Below are 3,660 nucleotides of genomic sequence, written 5' to 3'. Positions count from 1 at the left end.
CCTGCAGCGGCACCGGCAGCCCCGGCCGTCGCCGCTCCGGTCGAGCCGGCAGCGCCTGCCGTGGCCGCGGCGGCTGCCGCCCCTGCACCCGAGCCGATCGACGTCGACGCGACGCTGACCAAGATCGCCGAGGAGAAGGGCGAGACCAACCTCAACTGGAAGACTTCGATCGTCGACCTGATGAAGCTGATCGGGCAGGACTCCAGCCTGTCCAACCGCGAGGAGCTGGCGACCGAACTCGGCTACACCGGCGCGAAGGATGGCTCGGCGGAGATGAACATCTGGCTGCACAAGGCGGTGATGGACAAGCTGCGTAACGGTTGACGCCGTTGCCGCGGTTCAGGCCGCGGCGCGGGTCTCCGGTGCCACAACATCCGCCATCGCCTGCGCGGCGATCGTCAGGCTGCGCTTGCGCGCCGCGTGATCGTAGATCGAACTGGTGATCAGCAACTCGTCGACGCTGGTGCGCGCAAGGAAGCTTGCGATACCGCGCGCGACCGTGGCCGGGCTGCCGACCGCCGAACATTGCAGCACATGATCCATGATCGCGCTCCCCTGGACGCCCACCACGTTGCGGTAATTGGCGACGGGCGGCGGCAGCTGGCGCGGGTTGCCGGTGCGCAACGCCACGAACGCCTGTTGCTGCGAGCTGGCGAGCAGCTCGCCCTCGGCGTCGGTGGCAGCCGCAAAGACGTTGAAGCCCGCCATCGCATAGGGACGGTCGAGCTGCGCCGACGGCCGGAAGTCGCGGCGATACACCGCCAGCGCCTGGTCGAGCGCATCGGGTGCGAAGTGCGACGCGAAGGCATAAGGCAGCCCCAGCGCGGCGGCGAGCTGCGCGCCAAACAGGCTCGAGCCCAGGATCCACATCTGCGGCCTCGCCCCCGCGCCCGGCGTCGCGACGATGCCGGTGCGGCCGTCATCGGCGAAATAGCTCTGCAGCTCCATGACGTCGCGCGGGAAGTCGTTGGCGTCGCTCGCCAGCGTCCGGCGCAGCGCCTGCGCGACGCGGCCGTCCGACCCCGGCGCGCGGCCCAGCCCCAGGTCGATCCGTCCGGGATAGAGCGCGTCCAGCGTGCCGAACTGCTCGGCGATCGTCAGCGGCGCATGGTTGGGCAGCATGATGCCGCCGGCACCGATGCGGATCGTCCGCGTCGCCCCGGCGACATGGCCGAGCACGACCGCGGTGGCGGCGCTGGCGATGCCGGTCATGCCGTGATGCTCGGCCGTCCAATAGCGGTGATAACCCTCCGCCTCGGCGTGGCGGGCGATGTCGGCGGCGTTGGCGAGCGCCTGCGCGACGCTGCCGCCTTCAACGACGGGGACGAGATCAAGGAGCGAATAGCGGGTCATGGACATCAGATGGTAGTGCTGCCCGCCGTCTGCAATCAGAACCCCGCCGCCCAGCGCAGCGCGACACCGTAATCAGGCGCGAGCGCGGCGAAATTGCCCGGATCGCGCCGCCAGAACAGGTTGGTCTGGATGTCGCCGCCCAGCCAGCGCCGCGAATAGCGCGCCTCGACATCGATCTCGCGACCCTGTGGCGACAGGTTGAGTCGCTGCTGTGTCCAGGCGGTGACGGTGCCGCTGTCATAGTCCCACCCGGTCGGCAGCGTCAGGTCGACACCGCCGCCCCGCGCGACCCGCAGCGGCTGCGCGATCCGCAACCCCAGGCTGTCGCGGTGGCCGAACACGCCGTCCTTGCCGATGTCAGCAGCATAGGCATTGGTGCGGATGAGGCCGCTGCCGCCACCGCCGAACGCCACCGCCGCCTGCGTCCAGCCCTGCCGCATCGAGCCGCCGAGCGACCAGCCGCCGCCCGCATCCCAACGCGCGCGCGCGTCGCCGAACCAGCTGGTCGCGCGCGTGCCGCCCAGCGACGCGTCGAAATGCGCGCCAAGCACGGTGTTGCGCTCGTTGAGATAGGTGCCGGTGAGCAACGCCGATACCGCCCCGAAATGCCGGTCGAGTGAGATCGCCGAACGGTCATAACCGGACCGCAGCCACCCGCCGCGCCCGGCGATCAGCTCCTCGCGCCGGGACAGCACGTCGCCGGTCTCGACCGCGGCGGTGAGGCCCAGCGAGCCGAGCTGACCGCGCATCGCGCTCGACGAGCGCGCGACGCTCTCGAACCCCATCGCGTCGTCATGCGCGATCAGGAAGGCGGGGCTCGCCTGCCCGACCAGCTGCGCGGTGACGACCTGCAAGCCCTGCGCCATGCCGATGCCGAAGCTGAGCCTGGCTCCCAGCCGCTGCGTCACCGTGCCGGCCACCGCCCGCGCGACCTGGGCGTCGCGGCTGGTCAGCTCGGTGCGTTGCAGGATCACGTCGCCGTCCGGCCGCGCCGTCAGCGTCAGCGATGCGATCATGCCGCCGGCACTCATCGCGACGTTGCGGGTGCGCGCGGTCAGCGCCGGGGTCAGCATCGGCGTGGGGCTGGCGTGGGTCAGCGTCCTGGCGAGGTTGACCGCGAAGGCGCGATTGTAGCTGTCGATCACCACCGCGCCCAGCGTGCCGGTGGTGGCATCGCCCATCGCCGCCGACAGCGCGCCGTTGCTGCTCGCCGACACCGGCACCCGCGAGCCCGCCACCGACATGGTGCCGAGCGGCTGGAACGCCCTGGTCAGGTCGAGCACGCCCTCGCCATAGACCGGGTCGACGCCGGGCGCGCCGGCGTCGCGGGCGGTCGCGTAGAGCAGGCTGACGATCTGCGCGCCGGTGAGGTTGGGGAATGCCTGCGCGAGCAGCGCCACCGCGCCGACGATCTGCGGCGTCGCAAACGAGGTTCCGGACCAGTAATAGCTGGTATTGGCCAATCCCGGCGCGATCACCCTCTCGCCCACTGCCGTCAGGAAATGGTTGGCGGTGTCGCCGGCGCGGTTGCTGGTGGTCGAGATGGCGTCGGCCCCGGCGGTGCGATTGGCGTTGGCCCCGACCGAGCCGGCGACGATCACCAGGTTGCGCGCCACCGCGTCGTTGTTGGCGAACTCGGCGGAGTTCTCCGGGTTGGCCCCGGTGGCGGTGGCACCGCTGTTGCCGGCGGCGACCACCACGACGATCCCCGCTGCCGTCGCCCGATCGATCGCGGCGACCAGCGCGGTCGAGGCATAGGCGGTGCCGCCCAGCGAGATGTTCACCACCCGCGCGCCGTTGGTTCGGGCGACGTCCAGTCCCTTGGCGATGTTGTCGTCGTTGAACGAGCAGCCGCTGTCGCTGCCGCCGCTGGCGGTGCAGCTGCCCGGCGTGTCGGCGCGCAGCACCAGCAGCGTCGCGTTAAACGCCACGCCCTCGCTGCCGGTGCCGTTCATCGCGCCGGCGGCGGTGAAGGCGACGGCGGTGCCATGGCCGGACTGGTCCTGGATGCCGGTGCCACCGGCGACGTTCTGCGATGCGGCGGAGAGGCGGCCGGCGAACTGGGTGCTGGCCAGATCGACGCCGCTGTCGATGACGCCGACCGTCACGCCCGCCCCGGTTGCGCCGGCGTTATAGGCGGCGAGCGAGTTCATCGACACCGCGCCCACCGTCGCACGGTACTCGGCGGTGTCATAGACGATGCCCGGCGTCGGCGTCGTGACCGGTGTCGGCGTCGGCGTGGGGGTCGGCGTGGCGGTCGGCGTCGGCGTGGCGGTCGCGACCGGCACCGGCGTGCTGTTGACGCCG

Annotated in this window: 3 protein-coding genes; 1 reads left to right on the top strand and 2 read right to left on the bottom strand. The window is 71.4% G+C overall.

Features of this window, described 5'->3' with window-relative positions:
• Positions 1–324, top strand: a 324-nt coding sequence (locus tag HUU96_RS13135; protein WP_174293210.1) for a DUF3597 domain-containing protein, incomplete at its 5' end; no start/stop codon positions are given.
• A gap of 15 nt (positions 325–339) precedes the next feature.
• Here HUU96_RS13135 and HUU96_RS13130 read toward each other — a convergent pair.
• Together HUU96_RS13130 and HUU96_RS13125 are read right to left on the bottom strand one after the other, a co-directional pair.
• A complete protein-coding gene (locus HUU96_RS13130) occupies positions 340–1,353 on the bottom strand; it encodes an LLM class flavin-dependent oxidoreductase (RefSeq protein ID WP_174293209.1) in 1,014 nt (337 codons plus the stop codon).
• Between the two features lie 35 nt (positions 1,354–1,388).
• Positions 1,389–3,660, bottom strand: a 2,272-nt coding sequence (locus tag HUU96_RS13125; protein WP_254605221.1) for a S8 family peptidase, incomplete at its 5' end; no start/stop codon positions are given.

Source organism: Sphingomonas bacterium, assembly GCF_903644135.1.
Taxonomy (GTDB): domain Bacteria; phylum Pseudomonadota; class Alphaproteobacteria; order Sphingomonadales; family Sphingomonadaceae; genus Sphingomonas.
The sequence above is the reverse complement of the archived record's forward strand: the minus strand, read 5'-3'. Positions and strand labels throughout refer to the sequence as shown.

Coding starts and splice junctions, on each gene's coding strand:
- HUU96_RS13130 (WP_174293209.1), bottom strand. CDS start 1,353: ATGACCCGCTATTCGCTCCTTGATCTCGTCCCCGTCGTTGAAGGCGGC.